This is a genomic window from Olsenella sp. An270 (genome assembly GCF_002159735.1).
GTDB lineage: Bacteria > Actinomycetota > Coriobacteriia > Coriobacteriales > Atopobiaceae > Thermophilibacter.
In genome coordinates this window covers 73692-89445 of the sequence record NZ_NFJF01000004.1, presented here as the reverse complement: position 1 = coordinate 89445, position 15754 = coordinate 73692, and the positions used below count along the sequence as shown (strand labels likewise).

At 68.7% G+C, this 15754-nt stretch carries 11 protein-coding genes; 1 reads left to right on the top strand and 10 read right to left on the bottom strand.

Annotated features, from left to right (window positions below; translation table 11 throughout):
• Positions 1-40: 40 nt before the first annotated feature.
• The 8 genes from fabZ to B5F73_RS05695 form a co-directional block, all read right to left on the bottom strand.
• Positions 41-469, bottom strand: a complete 429-nt coding sequence (fabZ, locus tag B5F73_RS05730) for a 3-hydroxyacyl-ACP dehydratase FabZ (RefSeq protein ID WP_087227304.1) — start codon at positions 467-469, stop codon at positions 41-43.
• Positions 470-479: 10 nt separating this feature from the next.
• Positions 480-950 (bottom strand): acetyl-CoA carboxylase biotin carboxyl carrier protein, encoded by a 471-nt coding sequence (gene accB, locus B5F73_RS05725; RefSeq protein ID WP_087227303.1) that lies wholly within the window; start codon positions 948-950, stop codon positions 480-482.
• 2 nt (positions 951-952) lie between these two features.
• Entirely contained in the window at positions 953-2200 is a 1248-nt protein-coding gene (gene fabF, locus B5F73_RS05720) for a beta-ketoacyl-ACP synthase II (protein WP_087227302.1), read from the bottom strand.
• 47 nt (positions 2201-2247) lie between these two features.
• Entirely contained in the window at positions 2248-3018 is a 771-nt protein-coding gene (gene fabG / locus B5F73_RS05715) for a 3-oxoacyl-[acyl-carrier-protein] reductase (RefSeq protein WP_087227301.1), read from the bottom strand.
• A 2-nt stretch (positions 3019-3020) separates the two neighbouring features.
• Complete coding sequence (locus tag B5F73_RS05710) at positions 3021-3956, bottom strand: ACP S-malonyltransferase (protein WP_087227300.1); 936 nt, start codon at positions 3954-3956, stop codon at positions 3021-3023.
• Entirely contained in the window at positions 3944-4888 is a 945-nt protein-coding gene (gene fabK / locus B5F73_RS05705; protein ID WP_087227299.1) for an enoyl-[acyl-carrier-protein] reductase FabK, read from the bottom strand. The genes B5F73_RS05710 and fabK overlap by 13 nt, the downstream gene beginning before the upstream one ends.
• 2 nt (positions 4889-4890) lie before the next feature.
• Positions 4891-5127: a phosphopantetheine-binding protein gene (locus B5F73_RS05700; protein WP_087227298.1), complete on the bottom strand. Its 237-nt coding sequence runs from the start codon at positions 5125-5127 to the stop codon at positions 4891-4893.
• A 72-nt stretch (positions 5128-5199) separates the two neighbouring features.
• On the bottom strand, positions 5200-6156 hold the full coding sequence (locus B5F73_RS05695; protein WP_087227297.1) for a beta-ketoacyl-ACP synthase III: 957 nt from the start codon (positions 6154-6156) through the stop codon (positions 5200-5202).
• Positions 6157-6334: 178 nt separating this feature from the next.
• On the opposite strand from B5F73_RS05695, the gene B5F73_RS05690 reads away from it, so the two are divergent.
• Positions 6335-7051 (top strand): biotin--[acetyl-CoA-carboxylase] ligase, encoded by a 717-nt coding sequence (locus B5F73_RS05690; RefSeq protein WP_087227296.1) that lies wholly within the window; start codon positions 6335-6337, stop codon positions 7049-7051.
• A gap of 409 nt (positions 7052-7460) precedes the next feature.
• Here B5F73_RS05690 and B5F73_RS05685 read toward each other — a convergent pair whose 3' ends face one another.
• Positions 7461-11882, bottom strand: coding sequence for a DNA-directed RNA polymerase subunit beta' (locus tag B5F73_RS05685; RefSeq protein ID WP_087227295.1), 4422 nt, complete (start codon positions 11880-11882; stop codon positions 7461-7463).
• A gap of 5 nt (positions 11883-11887) precedes the next feature.
• Positions 11888-15400, bottom strand: a complete 3513-nt coding sequence (locus tag B5F73_RS05680; protein ID WP_087227294.1) for a DNA-directed RNA polymerase subunit beta — start codon at positions 15398-15400, stop codon at positions 11888-11890.
• Positions 15401-15754 lie beyond the last annotated feature (354 nt).

Below are 15754 nucleotides of genomic sequence, written 5' to 3'. Positions count from 1 at the left end.
CGTCGCCTCCCGGCGTCTTGACGTTTTCCCGGCCGGCGGCCTAGGCCCTGTCGGCGGGCATGAGCGCGAAGGACATCTCCGCCTGGCAGCAGAGCTCGCCGTTCACGCGCGCCTCGCCCGTGGCAAAGCGGAAGGGGCCGCGGCTCTTGGTGATGCGGCAGGTGAGCTCGACGGTGTCGCCGGGGCGCACGGGGTGCTTGAAGCGCACCTTGTCGAGGCTCGTGTACATGGGCGTGGAGCCCTTGGCGGACAGGTCGTCGGCGAGCAGGACGCAGCAGTTCTGCGCGAGCATCTCGCACTGGATCACGCCCGGGACGATGGGGTTGCCCGGGAAGTGGCCCTGGACGAAGAACTCGTCCCCGGTGATGGTGATCCTCCCGTGCGCCTCGCCGTCCACGACCTCGGCCTCGTCGAGCAGAAGCATGGGCTCGCGATGCGGCAGGAGGCCCTTGAGCTCTTCCTTGTTCATGCGCGCCTCCCTAGTAGATCTTCATGAGGCAGCAGCCGTACTCGACGAGGTCGCCGTCCTTCACGCAGATGTCCACGACCTCACCGTCGGCCTCGGCGGTGACCTCGTTCATTACCTTCATGGCCTCGATCACGCAGAGGGTCTCGCCCTTCTTGACCTTGGAGCCCACGTGCACGAAGGGCTCGGCGCCGGGGGCGGGGGCGGCGTAGAACACGCCGACCATGGGGGCGCGCACCGCGGTGGTGTGGGCCATGTCGAGCGTCTCGTCGGAGGGTGCGGGAGCCTCGGCCACGGGGGCCACGGGAGCCGCGACGGGCGCGGCCACAGGGGCGGGCACGGGAGCCGGGGCCGGCGCCGGGACGGGGGCGACCCCGCCGCGCTCGAGCTCGACGGCCGAGCCGTCGCTCTCCTCCACGCGCACGCGCGTGAGGCCGCGCGAGGCCATGACGTCGGCGATCTGGGAGATCTTCTCTGCGTCCATCGCTAGTTCCTTCCCGCGGCGCGCAGCGCCAGCGCCGCGTTGTGGCCGCCGAAGCCGAGGTTGGTGGAGAGGGCCCAGGTGAGCTCGCACTCCTTGGCCTCGTTGGGCGTGTAGTCGAGGTCGCACTCCGGGTCGGGGGTGCGGTAGTTGATCGTGGGCGGCACGACGCCGCTCTCGAGCGCGAGCGCGCAGGCCATGGCCTCAACGGCACCGGTGGCGCCGATCATGTGGCCGGTCATGGACTTGGTGGACGAGACGTGCGCCGCACGCGCGGCCTCCTCGCCCAGCGCCTGCTTGAAGCCGCGCGTCTCGGACGCGTCGTTGAGCTTGGTGGAGGTGCCGTGGGCGTTGATGTAGAGGCCCTCCTCGGGCTTCACGCCGCCCTCCTCCACGGCCAGGCGGATGGCACGGGTGATGCCGGCGGCCTCGGGGTCGGGGGAGGTGATGTGGTGGGCGTCGTCGGTGTTGCCGTAGCCCACGACCTCGGCGTAGATGTGAGCGCCGCGCGCGACGGCGTGCTCCCACTCCTCGAGGACGAGCACGCAGGCACCCTCGCCCATGACGAAGCCGTCGCGGTCGGCGTCGAACGGGCGGCACGCGGTGGCGGGGTCGGGGTTGGTGGTGAGGGCGCGGCAGCTCGTGAAGCCGGCGATGGACTCGGGCATGATGGCCGCCTCCGCGCCGCCGGCGAGGATGGCGTCGGCGTAGCCGTGCTTGATCGCGCGGAAGGCCTCGCCGATCGCGTGGGCGGAGGTGGCGCACGCGGTCACGACGGGCAGCGTGGGGCCGAGCGCCTTGTGGCGGATGGCGATGTTGCCCGTGGCCATGTTGGCGATCATCATCGTGATCATGAACGGGGAGGCGCGACGCGGGCCGCGCTCGGCGATCGTGTGGCAGTTGTCGGCGAAGGCGTTGATGCCGCCCGTGCCGGAGCCCACGTAGACGCCCAGGCGCTCGTGGTCGATCGCGCCGTCGACGCCGAGGCCGGAGTCGGCCATGGCCTCGTCGGAGGCGACGAGCGCGTACTGCGAGTAGAGGTCCAGGTGGGCGGCCTCCTGCTTGCCCAGCAGCGCCGCGCCGTCGAAGTCCTTGACCTCGGCGGCCACCTTGACCTTGAAGGCCTCGGTGTCGAAGTGGGTGATGGGGCCGATGCCGCAGCGCCCGGCGACCATGCCCTCCCAGGTCTCCTTGGCCGTGTTGCCGAGCGGCGTCACGGCGCCGATGCCGGTGATTGCAACCCTGTGTTCCATCTCAACTCCCAACGTGATCAAAAAAGGGCCGTACCCCTTTTGAATCGCTACATCGCCATGCCGCCGTCGACGCGAATGACCTCGCCGGTCACGTAGGACGCGGCGTCGCTCACGAGGAAGCGGGTGACGGCGGCAATCTCGTCCGCGCTGGCCAGACGCCCGAGGGGAATCTGTCCCACGTAGCTCTCGACGACGCCCTCGGCGAGGACCGCCGTCATGTCCGTCTCCACGAAGCCGGGCGCGATGGCGTTCACCGTCACGCCGCGCGGCGCGAGCTCGCGCGCCACGGACTTGGTGAGGCCGATCAGGCCCGCCTTGGACGCGGCGTAGTTGGCCTGGCCGGCGTTGCCCATGAGGCCCACGACGGAGGCCATGTTCACGATGCGGCCGCCGCGCTGGCGCATGAAGGCGCGCGCGAGGGCACGCGTGGTGTGGAAGGCGCCCTTGAGGTTGACGTCGATCACGCGGGAGAAGTCCTCGTCGCTCATGCGCACGAGCAGGCCGTCACGGGTGACGCCCGCGTTGTTGACGAGGGCCCAGACGCTCCCGAAGTCGGCGAGGACCGCGTCGACGACGGCCTTGACCTCGTCGGCGTTGGAGACGTCGCAGCGGTAGGCGCGGGCGGTGGCGCCGGCGGCCTCGCAGGCGGCGACGGCCTCGGCGGCCGCGGCCTCGTTGCCGGCGTAGACGAGCGCCACGTCAAAGCCGTCGGCGGCGAGCCCCTCGGCGACGGCGCGACCGATGCCGCGGGAGGCGCCGGTCACGAGGGCGACGCGACGGGAGGCGTCGCGCTCGAGCGCACCGTTCTTCTCGGCCATGGCTACTCCCCCCTCTTAGGAAGCGTGGCGAGAACCGCCTCGAGCTGCTCCGCGGTCTCGCACGGCAGCGCCGTGACGCCCTCGAGCGTGCGGGAGACGAGGCCCGTGAGGGTCTTGCCGGGGCCCACCTCGATAAAGGTGTCCACGCCGTCGGCCGCCATGTTCTGCAGGGTGCGGACCCACTGGACGGGGTTGGCCACCTGGCTGGAGAGCAGCTCGATACGGCCGGCCTCGTCTGCCGGGTAGGCCTCACCCGTGCGGTTGGCCAGCACGGGCACGGACGGCTCCGCGGGGGCGTGGCCGTCGGCGAGGTAGGCGGCGAGGCCGCGCTCGGCGTCGGCCATGAACGGGCTGTGGAAGGCTCCCGAGACGGCGACCTTCATCGCGCGGCCCTTGGCCTCCTTGACGAGAAGGTCGAGCTTCTCGCAGGCCTCCTCGGTGCCCGCGACGACGGTCTGCAGCGGGCTGTTGTAGTTCACGGGCCAGGCGTCGCCCGCCTCGGAGGCGAGGCGCTCCACGGTTGCGGCGTCGAGCTTCACGACGGCGCGCATGGCGCCGGGGTTCTTCTCGGCGGCGTCGGCCATGAGCTCGGCGCGGTGGCACACGAGCTCAAAGCCCTGCTCGTCGGTGTAGGCGCCGGCGAAGGTGAGCGCGGCGACCTCGCCGAGCGAGAAGCCCGCGACCACGTCGGGCATCACGCCGCGAGCGGAGAGCGCGCGGGCGCAGGCGAGGTCGGCGGCGAAGACGCAGGGCTGGGTGTTGATGGTCTGCGCCAGCTCCTCCTTGGTGCCGGAGAGGCACTGCTCGGTGGTACCGGGGCGCACCGCGTCGGCCGCGTCGAAGACGGCCTTGGCCGCGGGCTCCGCCTCGATGAGGTCGGCGCACATGCCGGGGTGCTGGGCGCCCTGGCCGGCGAAGAGGAAGGCTACTTTACCCATTGCATGGCTCCTGCCAGGACCTTCTCGGCCCCGTTCACGAGGTCGTCGACGATCTCGAGCGCGCTCTGGCGCTCGTGGACCATGCCGGCGATCTGACCGCAGAGGAAGCTGCCGTTCTCGTAGTCGCCCTCCTTGGCAGCCTTGCGCAGGGCGCCGGTGCCAAAGGCGTTGAGCTCCTCCTCGGGCGCACCCGAGGACTCCATCTGGGCGAACTTGTTGGAGAACGGGTTCTTGAGGGCGCGGACCGGGTGGCCGGTCGAGCGACCCGTGGCGCGCGTGGCGATGTCGTTGGCCTTGAGGACCATCTCCTTGTACTTCTCGGAGACGGTGCACTCGTCCGCCACGAGGAAGCGCGTCCCCACCTGGACCCCCACGGCACCGAGCATGAAGGCGGCGGCGACCCCGCGGCCGTCGGCGATGCCGCCGGCTGCGATGACGGGAATCTTCACAGCGTCCACGACCTGCGGCACGAGGGCCATGGTCGAGGTCTCGCCGATGTGGCCGCCGGACTCCGTGCCCTCGGCCACCACGGCGGCGGCGCCGGCGCGCTGCACGAGCCTGGCGAGCGCGACGGAGGCGACGACGGGGATGACCTTGATGCCCGCGGCGTTCCAGGCCTTCATGTACTTGGTGGGGTTGCCCGCACCGGTCACGACCACGGGCACGTGCTCGTCGATGACGACCTGGGCCACCTCGTCGGCGAACGGGCTCATGAGCATCACGTTCACGCCGAAGGGCTTGTCGGTCCTCTCGCGGAGCTCGTGGATCTGGTCGCGCAGCCAGTCGGCGTTGGCGTTCATCGCGGCGATGATGCCCAGGCCGCCGGCCTCGGAGACGGCGGCGGCGAGGCTGGCGTCGGCGATCCACGCCATGCCGCCCTGGAACACGGGCTTCTCGATGCCGAGAAGGTCACAGATGGGGGTGCGCAGCATGACTAGTTCTCCAGAAGGGACTCGACCATGGAGACGAACTCGCCGATCGTCTCGGGGTTGGACTCGGCGTCGATCTCGATGCCGAACTCGTCCTCGCACGCCATGACGGCCTCGACGGTGGCGAGGCTGTCAAGGCCGATCTCGGAGAGCTTGGTCTCGGCGGTGAGCTCGGCGTCGTCGGCGCCGGCCTGCTCACGGACGATGTCGCACACGCGGTCGAAGGTGGTCTGGTCTGCCATTGTTGGTACTCCTTCTTTCTCCATGCGCCCGGCGGGCGCTCCAATGGACGGTTGGGAGGGGTCGCGGCCGCGCTACCAGCGCAGTAGGCACGCCCCCGTGTCGAGGCCCGCGCCAAAGCCGACGAGGGCGACGAGCTGGCCGCGCTCGAGGGAGCCCGAGCGGGCGAGGCGGTCGAGCGCGAGCGGGATGCAGGCGCTCGAGATGTTGCCGGTCTCGGCGAGGGCGCGTGCCACGCGGGCGTCGTCGATCCCGAGACGGCTCACGGCCGACGAGAGGATGCGCTCGTTGGCCTGGTGGAAGACGAAGTGGTCGACGTCCGAGACGGCGACGCCGGCCTCGGCGCAGAGCTCGGTGACCGAGGTCACGATTGCGTTCACGCCAAACTTGAAGACGCGGCGGCCCTCCATCGCGAGGTGGGGTTCGGGGCGCTCGGTCTTGTCGTAGGGGGAGGTGCCGGGCACGCCGGGGACATGCAGGACGTCGACCGCGGGCTCGGTGGAGAGGCGCACCGCGAGCGGGTTGTCGCCGTCGGCGCCGAGCACCGCGGCGGCGGCGCCGTCGCCAAAGAGCACGCAGGTGGCGCGGTCCGTCCAGTCAACGAGGCGGCTGACCTTCTCGGCCGCGACCACGAGCACGCGCTCGGCGCGGCCGCGGGAGAGGTAGCCGTCCGCCACGTCCAGGGCGAAGACGAAGCCCGCGCAGGCGGCGGAGACGTCGAAGGCGGGGCAGGAGGCGCCGAGAAGCTCCGCGATGGCGCAGGCCTCGGCCGGCATGAGGTGGTCGCCGCTCGTGGTGGAGCAGACGATCAGATCGATCTGGTCGGCGGTCACGCCCGCCGCGTCGAGCGCGGCGCGGCTCGCCGCGAGCGCTAGGTCGTCCAGCGTCTCGGTGGTGCAGAGACGACGCTCGGAGATGCCGGTGCGCTGGGAGATCCACTCGTCAGAGGTATCGAGGAACTCGGAGAGCTCGTCGTTGGTCACCGAGCGCTCGGGCAGGGCGGAGCCCGTGCCCAGTACGCGGAATCCCATGTCGCCTCCATCCAGTCGATGCCGACGCACAATTGTTAACGCGTCAACATCTGTGTAGACTATCAAAACATGAATCCCCCGTGGCGCTTATCGTCCGACCGGGGCATTTTGCCACGAGGTCTACACATGGGTGACGTTAACATCTCCCCAGGGGAACGACGACGAACGGGGCCCGATCATGACGCAACGGCCGCTCACCATGCTCGACCAGGTTGGCTCCACCAACGACGAGGCGCTCTCACTCGGCCGCGCCGGGGCGGCGCACGGGACCGCGGTCGCCGCGCGACGCCAGAGCGCGGGGCGCGGGCGACGCGGGCACGTCTGGGAGTCGCCCGAGGGCAACCTCTACCTGTCCGTGGTGCTGAGGCCCGAGGTCACGCCCGCCCGGGTGATGGGGCTTGCCGCCGCCTGCGGCCTGGGTGTGACCGACGTGTTGCGCGGCGCCTCGCTCAAGTGGCCCAACGACGTTCTCGCCCATGGCCGCAAGCTGGCCGGGATCCTCGTCGAGACCGCACGCGACCGTGACGACCGGCTCTTCGCCGTCTGCGGCGTGGGCGTCAACGTGAGGCGGGCGCCGCGGGGCCTGGAGGCGATCTCGCTGGCAGAGCTGGGGGAGGTTCCGGACCTCCCCGAGCTCGCCGAGGCACTGCGGGACGGGATCTCCGAGCGCGTCAGCGCATGGGCGACCGCACGTGGCGACTGGCCGCTCGACGGGATCCGCGACGACTACCTCGCCCGCCTCGCCTGGCTGGGCGAGGAGGTCCGCGTGCTCGCAAACGACGGCAAGACCCTGCTCGCGTACGGTACGCTCGAGACCGTCGACCCCTGGGGCCGCGCCGTCGTGGAAGGCGTCGCGTACGCCGCCGAGCTCTCCTCCCTGCGCCCGCTCGACTAACGCCCCGGAATCGCCGCCCTTGTCGGCTGACCTTCTAGAAATCACCGCCCTTGTCGGCTGACCTTCTAAGAATCCCCGCCCTTGTCGGCAGTCCTTCTAGGAAACGCCGCCCTTGTCGTGGACGCGTCTAGGAATTCCCGCCCTTGTACTGCCGAATAGGTCTGGAGCTGTACAACCCCGCGATTTCCTAGATCGAGCCCGAACAAGGGCGAGTTTTTCTAGAGCGGCCGCGGACAAGGGCGGCGATTATCGGAACGGACCCGGACAAGGGCGGCACTTCTTAGACGACCGCGACCTTCGGCAAAGCAGACGGGGCGGCCCCGCCCTTCTCGCCGGCGAATTCTGAGCGAAGCTCAGCTGAGCCGGAGAGAAGGACGAGGCCGCCCCTTACATGTGCGTAGACAAGCGCCTACTCCTCGGACTCCTGGCGGACCACCTGCGAGAGGAGGTCGTCGAGGGAGCCCAGGTCCTCGTTGATGACGTCGGCGCCCTCGCTCGAGGCGTCGGAGCCGCCGATCAGCTCGTCGTCGTCGAAGTGGTGCGTGGCGGGAGCAGCGGTGCCGAGCATGATGTCGGCGTCGGCGTCGGGCGAGAAGACCATGTTGAGCAGCTGGGAGAGATCCTCGCTGTCGGCCTCGTCCTCGTCGGGCTCCAGGATGTAGAGCAGGCCGCGGGCCTCGAGGCCGTCACGGAGCTCCTCGATCGCCTTGGCGCCGATTCCGTCGATGCGCAGCAGGTCGTCCTCGGTCTTGCCGATGAGGTCGCCCACGGTCTCGATGCCCACCTCGCTGAACTTGTTGGTCCAGCGCTGCGAGACGCCGAGGTCGTCGAAGAGGTAGAGCTTGGCGTCCTCGCTGGAGAGCGTACGGCCGTTCTTGGAGTACACGCCACCGAAGCCGTAGTCGTCGCCGACCCAGTCGAGCTGCTTGGGGAGCTGCTCCTCGATGCCCTTGAGCTCGTCGGGCGCCCACTCGGGCAGGCTCTTGGCGAGCGGGCTCGTCGGGCCGTCGATCTTGGTCCCGTGGTAGGTGAGCTGCACGTCGTGGTAGGCGGAGAGGCCCGTGCCAGCCGGGATCTGCTTGCCGACGATGACGTTGGACTTGAGGTCGAGCAGGTGGTCGACGTCGCCCTCGATGGCGGCCTCGGTGAGGACGCCGGCGGTGCGGATGAACGACGCGCTGGAGAGCCAGGAGTCGATGGAGCTGGCCACCTTGAGGGTGCCCAGGATCACCGGCTCGGCCTCGGGCGGGGTGCCGCCGGCGAGCGCGACGTTGCGGACCGTGTCGGCGAAGACGTAGCGGTCGACGTACTGGCCGAGCAGGTACTGGGAGTCGCCCGGGTTGGTGACCTGGACGCGACGCAGCATCTGACGTGCGATAACCTCGATGTGCTTGTCGTTGAGGTCGACGCCCTGGGAGGTGTAGACGTCCTTGACCGACTCGACGAAGGTGTGCATCGTCGACTCGATGTCGGTGAGGCGACGCAGCTTGCGGAAGTTCACGAAGCCACGGGTGATCTGGTCGCCGGCGCGGACCTCGATGCCGTCCTCGACGCCCGGCATGAAGCGGACGGACGCGGGGACGCGCCACTCCTCGACGGTGCGGGTGGGGTCGTCGGCGTCAACGATGCGCAGGAGGTACTCGGCCTGCTCGGGCGTGATGCGGAGCACGCCGGAGACGGGCGCGAGGTCGGCCTCCCGGCCGAGGATCTTCTCGTTGACGTTGCCGACGACGTCGAACATGCGGGCGACCGTGGGGAGGCCCTGCGTGATGTCGTCGGCGCCCGCGACGCCGCCGGAGTGAATCGTGCGCATCGTGAGCTGGGTGCCCGGCTCGCCGATGGACTGAGCGGCGATGATGCCGACCGCGGTGCCGATGTTGACCGGACGACGCGTGGAGAGGTCCCAGCCGTAGCACTTCTGGCAGACGCCGTACTTGGACTTGCAGGTGAGCAGCGCGCGGAGCTCGACCTTCTTGAGGCCGTGCTCGACGAGCATCTCGAGGTCGGCCTTGGACTCGACGTAGGCGTCCTTGGCGATAAGAACCTCGCCGGTGGCGGGGTCGCAGATGTCGTTCAGGGCGCAGCGGCCGATGAGGTCGGTGTCGACGTCGGTCTGGCCCGGCTTGATCAGCGGGTAGGTGACGCCCTCGTCGGTGCCGCAGTCCTCCTCGCGGACGATGACGTCCTGGGCCACGTCGACCAGTCGACGGGTCAGGTAGCCGGAGTCGGAGGTGTGCGAGGCCGTGTCGACGAGGCCCTTGCGCGCGCCGTAGGTGGAGATGAAGTACTCCAGCGGCTCGAGGCCCTCGCGGAAGTTGGCCTTGATCGGCAGGTCGATGGTGTCACCGGACATGTCGGCCATGAGGCCTCGCATGCCGGCGAGCTGACGGAGCTGCGTCTTGGAGCCACGGGCGCCGGAGTCGGCCATCATGTAGATGGGGTTGTCCTCGGCGAAGCCGGCGAGCATCTCGGTGGCGAGAAGGTCGGTGCACTCGGTCCACGCGTTGACGACCTCGGTGTGACGCTCCACGTCGGAGAGGAAGCCGTCCTCGTAGTACTCGTTGATCTCGTCGACGCGGCCCTGGGCCTCCTCGAGGATCTGGGGCTTGTCGGCCGGGATCGTGGCGTCCCAGACCGAGACCGTGAGGCCCGCGAGGGTGGCGTAGTGGAAGCCGGTCTCCTTGATGGCGTCGAGGATCGGCTCGACCTCGGCCAGGCTGTAGCGGTCGCAGCAGTCGTTGACCAGCGCGCCGATGTCGCTCTTCACCATCTTGTAGTTGATGAAGGGGTAGTCGGCGGGCAGGCACTGACGGTTGAAGACGATGCGGCCGATCGTGGTCTCGAAGCGGGCGGTGTGCTCGGTGACGTCAAGATCCTCGAACTCGCCGCGGGCGGTCGTGATGCGGAAGAGCTTGCGGTCGCCCTCGACGACGTTGGCGTCGGCGGCGGACACGCGCACCACGACGGGCTGCTGCAGGTCGAGGTCATGGTTCATGTCGATGGCGAGCAGCGCGTCGTCGAAGTCGGCGAAGACCGGCATGTCGTCGCTCTTCTCGCCCTTCTGCGTGGTCAGGTAGTAGGAGCCGAAGACCATGTCCTGGGACGGGACGGTCAGCACCTTGCCCGACGCCGGGGAGCGCAGGTTGTTGGACGAGAGCATGAGGACGCGGGCCTCGGTCTGGGCCTGCGTGGAGAGCGGCACGTGCACCGACATCTGGTCGCCGTCGAAGTCGGCGTTGAAGGGGGCGCACACCAGCGGGTGCAGGTGGATGGCCTTGCCCTCGACGAGGACCGGCTCGAAGGCCTGGATGGAGAGGCGGTGCAGCGTGGGGGCGCGGTTGAGAAGGACCAGGCGATCCTGGATCACCTCGTCGAGGACGTCCCACACAGCCGGGAGCTGGCGGTCGATCGCGCGCTTGGCGCCCTTGATGTTCTCGACCTTACCGAGCTCGACGAGGCGACGCATCACGAACGGCTTGAAGAGCTCGAGCGCCATCTGCGACGGCAGGCCGCACTGGTGCAGCTTGAGCTTGGGGTCGACGACGATGACCGAGCGGCCGGAGTAGTCGACGCGCTTGCCGAGCAGGTTCTGACGGAAGCGGCCCTGCTTGCCCTTGAGGGCCTCGGCGAGCGACTTGAGCGGGCGACCGCCACGACCGGTGACGGGGCGACCGCGACGACCGTTGTCGAAGAGCGCGTCCACGGACTCCTGGAGCATGCGCTTCTCGTTGTTGACGATGATCGCCGGGGCGTCGAGGTCGAGCAGGCGCTTGAGGCGGTTGTTGCGGTTGATCACGCGACGGTAGAGGTCGTTGAGGTCCGACGCGGCGAAGCGGCCGCCGTCGAGCTGCACCATCGGGCGCAGGTCGGGCGGGATGACCGGGATGACGTCGAGGATCATGTTGGCCGGGTCGTTGCCGCCCTTGAGGAAGGCGTCGACGATCTCCAGACGCTTGATGGCCTTCTCGCGCTTCTGCTTCTGGGCGGTGTCGGAGGCGATGACCTCGCGCAGCTCGGCGGCCTCGGACTCGAGGTCGATGCCGCGCAGGAGCTCGCGGACGGCCTCGGCGCCCATGCCGCCCTTGAAGTAGATGCCGTAGTAGCGGCGGAGCTCGGAGAAGAGGCCCTCGTCGGAGATGAGCTCGCGCTCCTCGAGCTGCATGAACTTCTCGTAGGCCTCGGTGCGCAGGCGCTTCTCGTCCTCGTACTCGGCCTCGAGGTCGGCGATGCCGGCGCGGATCTCCTCCTCGGAGAGCGGCTCGATGTCGCCGAACTCGTCCTCGCCGCCCTCGCCCTGCTCGCGCAGGCGGGCGATCTGGTCGTCGCGCTCGGCGTCGAGCTCCTCGAGGTCGGCGTCCAGCTCCTCCTTGAGGTCGGCGGCGTCGGCCTCGCGGGCCTCGGAGTCGACCTTGGTGACGATGTAGCTGGCGAAGTACAGGACCTTCTCGAGGTCCTTGCTCTTGATGTCGAGCAGGCGCGCGAGCGGGAAGCTCGTGGGGCTCTTGAAGTACCAGATGTGGCTCACGGGGGCCGCGAGCTCGATGTGGCCCATGCGCTCGCGGCGCACCTTGGCCGTGGTCACCTCGACGCCGCAGCGCTCGCAGACGATGCCGCGGAAGCGGATGCCCTTGTACTTGCCGCAGGCGCACTCCCAGTCCTTGGTCGGTCCGAAGATCTTCTCGCAGAACAGACCGTCCTTCTCGGGCTTGAGGGTGCGGTAGTTGATGGTCTCGGGCTTCTTGACCTCGCCGTGCGACCAGCTGCGGATGCGGTCGGCGGAGGCAAGGGAGATCTTGATCGCGTCGAAATCGGTGGTGTCGAAGTCTGCCACTGTCGCTACTCCTTATCGCTGGTCGCGTCGCCGACGAGGGCGGGCTCGCCCTCGGCGTCGCTCAGGGTGCGGACGAGGTCGTCGGCGTCGGACATGCCCGCGAAGACGTCCACGGCGTCCTCCGCCTGGGCGGCCTTCTCCTGCTCCGTGCGCTCGGCGCGCTTCTGGTAGGAGATGGGCTCGATGTCCAGGGCAAGGGAGCGGATCTCCTTGACGAGGACCTTGAAGGACTCGGGGATGCCGGCGGACGGCACGTTCTCGCCCTTGACGATGGACTCGTAGGTCTTGACGCGGCCGTTGGTGTCGTCGGACTTGACGGTGAGGATCTCCTGGAGGACGTTGGCCGCGCCGTAGGCGTAGAGGGCCCACACCTCCATCTCGCCGAAGCGCTGGCCGCCGAACTGCGCCTTGCCGCCGAGCGGCTGCTGGGTGACGAGGCTGTAGGGGCCGGTCGAGCGAGCGTGGATCTTGTCGTCGACCATGTGGCCGAGCTTCAGGATGTAGCTCGTGCCCACGGTGATCTGGCTCTTGAAGGGCTCGCCGGTGCGGCCGTCGTAGAGCGTCGTCTTGCCGAGGTCGCTCAGCTGCGGGACGAACTCCTCGCGCATGTGGTCGCCGTAGTCGAGCTTGGCCTTGTTCATCATGTTGATGTTGGTGCGGCGCAGGACCTCCGTGACCTCCTCGTCGGTCGCGCCGTCAAAGACCGGCGTGGCCACGGGGATGGGGCCGGGCACGTAGCGCTCGGAGTTCTCGGACTCGTCGTCCCAGCCGTGGGAGGCGCCCCAGCCGAGGTGGCACTCGAGGAGCTGGCCCACGTTCATACGGGAGGGGACGCCCAGCGGGTCGAGAAGGACGTCGACGGGCGTGCCGTCGGCCATGTAGGGCATGTCCTCGACGGGCAGGACGTTGCAGACGACGCCCTTGTTGCCGTGACGACCGGCGATCTTGTCGCCCTGCTGGATCTTGCGGCGCTGCGCGACGAAGACGCGGACGAGCTCGTTGACACCCGGCGGGAGGTCGTCGCCGGCCTCGCGGGAGAAGCGGACGACGTCGACGACGCGGCCGTAGGCGCCGTGCGGCATCTTGAGGGAGGTGTCGCGCACGTCGTGGGCCTTTGCGCCGAAGATGGCGCGGAGCAGGCGCTCCTCGGCCGTGAGGGCCGTCTCGCCCTTGGGCGTGACCTTGCCGACGAGGATGTCGCCGGGGCCGACCTCGGCGCCGATGCGGATGATGCCGTCATCGTCGAGGTTGGCGAGCATGTCCTCGGAGAGGTTGGGGATCTCGCGGGTGATCTCCTCGGAGCCCAGCTTGGTGTCGCGGGCGTCGATCTCGTGGCGGGAGATGCTCACCGAGGTGAGGAGGTCCTCCTGGACCACGCGCTCGGAGACGATGATGCCGTCCTCGTAGTTGAAGCCCTCCCACGGCATGTAGGCCACGGTGAGGTTGGCGCCGAGGGCGAGCTCGCAGTGGTCGATGGAGGTGCCGTCGGCGAGCGGCTGGCCCGCCTCGACCTTCTCGCCCGCGGTCACGATGGGACGGTGGTTGATGCAGGTGGACTGGTTGGAGCGCTCGTACTTGGGCAGGTCGTAGCGCTCGGAGCCGTACTCGTCGGAGTAGACGACCACGTGGGCGGCGTCGACCTCGGAGACCACGCCGGCGTGCGCGGCGCGGATGAGCTCGCCGGAGTCGAGCGCGGCGCGCTCCTCCATGCCGGTGCCGACGAACGGCGCGTGGGCCTTGATCAGGGGCACGGCCTGGCGCTGCATGTTGGCGCCCATGAGGGTACGCTTGGCGTCGTCGTGCTCGAGGAACGGGATGAGGTTGGCGGCCACGGAGAGCAGCTGGCGCGGGGAGACGTCCATGTAGTCGACGTCCTCGACGGCCACCTGGGCGGGGGCGCCGAAGGAGCCGTCGAAGTCACGCGTACGGGCGATGACGCGCTCGGGACGCGTGACCTTGCCCTTGGAGTCGACCTCGACGAACTCGCCGGTCTTGGGGTCGAACGGCGTGTTGGCCGGCGCGATGTTGTGCGCCTCCTCCTCGTCGGCGGTCATCCAGTCGATCTCGTCGGTGACCTTGCCGTCGACGACGCGGCGATACGGGGCCTCGATGAAGCCGTACTCGTTCACGCGGGCGTAGAGGGCCAGCGAGCCGATGAGGCCGATGTTGGGACCCTCGGGCGTCTCGATCGGGCACATGCGGGAGTAGTGCGAGTTGTGGACGTCGCGCACGGCCGTCGGCACGTTGGTGCGGCGGCTGGAGCCCGACTTGTGGCCGGCGAGGCCGCCCGGGCCGAGCGCCGACAGACGACGCTTGTGCGTGAGGCCGGAGAGGGGGTTGGCCTGGTCCATGAACTGCGAGAGCTGCGAGGAGCCAAAGAACTCCTTGATGGCCGCCACGATCGGGCGGATGTTGATCAGGCTCTGCGGCGTGATGTCGTCGGCGTCCTGGGAGGCCATGCGCTCGCGGACCACGCGCTCCATGCGGCTCATGCCGATACGGAACTGGTTCTGGACGAGCTCGCCGACGGTGCGGACACGGCGGTTGCCAAAGTGGTCGATGTCGTCGACGCGCTTGGACTCGTCGCCGGCGTGCAGGGCCAGCAGGTAGCGGATGGCCTCGACGATGTCCTCGCTCGTGAGGACGCGGCTCTCCTCCTCGGAGGTGAGCTCGAGCTTCTTGTTGATCTTGTAGCGACCAACGCGCGCCAGGTCGTAGCGCTGGTTGTTGAAGTAGAGGCCCTCGAGAAGCAGGCGGCCGGCGTCGGCCGTGGCGGGCTCGCCGGGGCGCTGGCGCTGGTAGATCTCGCGGAGGGCGGCCTCGCGGGTGGTGGAGGCGTCACGCTCGAGGGTGTTGCGTACGACGTCGGAGTCGCCGAGGAGGGCGTAGATCTCGTCGTCGCTCTCGGCGATGCCGAGGGCACGCAGGAACACCATCGCGGACTGACGGCGCTTGCGGTCGATGGAGACCACGAGGTGGCCGCGCTTGTCGACCTCGAACTCGAGCCACGCGCCGCGCGCGGGGATGAACTGGACCTTGTGCACCAGCACGCCGTTGTCCATCTCGGCCGAGAAGTACACGCCCGGGGAGCGGACGAGCTGCGAGACGACGACGCGCTCGGAGCCGTTGATGATGAAGGTGCCGCGGTCGGTCATGAGCGGGAAGTCGCCCATGAAGACCAGCTGCTCCTTCATCTCGCCCGTCTCCTTGTTGACGAAGCGCACGTCAACGAAAAGCGGTGCCTGGTAGGAGATGTCCTTGGCGCAGCACTCGGCGATAGTGTGGGCCGGGTCGCCAAACTGGTGGTCGCCGAAGACGACCTCCATGGTGTGGGCGGAGTTCTCGATCGGCGAGAACTCGGCGAAGGACTCGGCAAGCCCCTCGCCCATGAAGCGCTCGAAGGAGCTCTTCTGAACGTCGATCAGGTTGGGGAGCTCCATCGCAGGAGCGATCTTGCTGAAGGTCTTGCGTCCGGTCGTGCCCTGTGGTTTGGTAAGTGCAGTCTTTGCGGTAGACACCAGGCTTTTCCTCCTTCAAAAGGGTGGAAGGCGGCAATTGTCGCAACGTAATAATCTACCGAAACGACCCTGGCCGGTCAACGAAAACGCTTGACTTGCGCGACGGTTTTTAGTAGCCCGTTCTTCTCGCCCAATCTACCTGCACAAACGTTCTTCTCGGCCACGCATGTTGTGGAGGTTCGGTGACGGTCGACGACCGCTCGTCTAACCACGTCCCGCCCCCGTCCTGAAAATCGGGCCTGCGGCATGCTCCCTCTCTCCTCCGTCCTGAAAATCGGGCCTGCGGCGCGCCTGACGTGCCGCAGCCTTGAATTTCAGGATGCCGGGCGAGAAGGACGTGCCGCAGGCCCGATT

Coding starts and splice junctions, on each gene's coding strand:
- fabZ (WP_087227304.1), bottom strand. CDS start 469: ATGAACAAGGAAGAGCTCAAGGGCCTCCTGCCGCATCGCGAGCCCATG.
- accB (WP_087227303.1), bottom strand. CDS start 950: ATGGACGCAGAGAAGATCTCCCAGATCGCCGACGTCATGGCCTCGCGC.
- fabF (WP_087227302.1), bottom strand. CDS start 2,200: ATGGAACACAGGGTTGCAATCACCGGCATCGGCGCCGTGACGCCGCTC.
- fabG (WP_087227301.1), bottom strand. CDS start 3,018: ATGGCCGAGAAGAACGGTGCGCTCGAGCGCGACGCCTCCCGTCGCGTC.
- B5F73_RS05710 (WP_087227300.1), bottom strand. CDS start 3,956: ATGGGTAAAGTAGCCTTCCTCTTCGCCGGCCAGGGCGCCCAGCACCCC.
- fabK (WP_087227299.1), bottom strand. CDS start 4,888: ATGCTGCGCACCCCCATCTGTGACCTTCTCGGCATCGAGAAGCCCGTG.
- B5F73_RS05700 (WP_087227298.1), bottom strand. CDS start 5,127: ATGGCAGACCAGACCACCTTCGACCGCGTGTGCGACATCGTCCGTGAG.
- B5F73_RS05695 (WP_087227297.1), bottom strand. CDS start 6,156: ATGGGATTCCGCGTACTGGGCACGGGCTCCGCCCTGCCCGAGCGCTCG.
- B5F73_RS05690 (WP_087227296.1), top strand. CDS start 6,335: ATGACGCAACGGCCGCTCACCATGCTCGACCAGGTTGGCTCCACCAAC.